General features: G+C 39.5%; 1 protein-coding gene. It reads right to left on the bottom strand.

Going from position 1 to position 418, the window contains the following annotated elements; genetic code table 11:
- Positions 1-418 (bottom strand): response regulator (locus tag VOR_RS17155; protein ID WP_010319783.1); only part of this gene is annotated, 418 nt, incomplete at both ends.

The following is a 418-nucleotide window of genomic DNA, read 5'->3' as shown; positions in this document are numbered from 1 at the left end:
ATTGTTTTATTTCGACTTGCTAATAGCTGCTCTAATTTACGATGAGAAGATTGTAACGCTGCAGTGCGCTCTCCTACTTTTTGTTCTAATACTTGATTGACTACTTCCAATTCATCGTTACGCTTTTCTAATTCAAGTGCCAAGGATTCACGCTCTTTTGTTAAACGGTAAAACTCAGCGGCCTTAGAAACAATAAGTTTGATATTTTCATTATCCCACGGCTTACTAATGTAAGTGTGAATACCACCTGCATTCACGGCGCGAACAGTTGATTGAATATCACTGTAACCAGTCAATAATATGCGTATCGTATTGGGGTACAGCTCTTTAGATTTGGCAAGAAATTCCGCGCCATCCATTTCTGGCATGCGCATATCAGAAATAATGATCGAAACCTCGTGCTGTTCAAGATATACCC

This window comes from Vibrio ordalii ATCC 33509, from assembly GCA_000257205.1.
In the GTDB taxonomy this organism is placed as follows: domain Bacteria; phylum Pseudomonadota; class Gammaproteobacteria; order Enterobacterales; family Vibrionaceae; genus Vibrio; species Vibrio ordalii.
The sequence above is the reverse complement of the archived record's forward strand: the minus strand, read 5'-3'. Positions and strand labels throughout refer to the sequence as shown.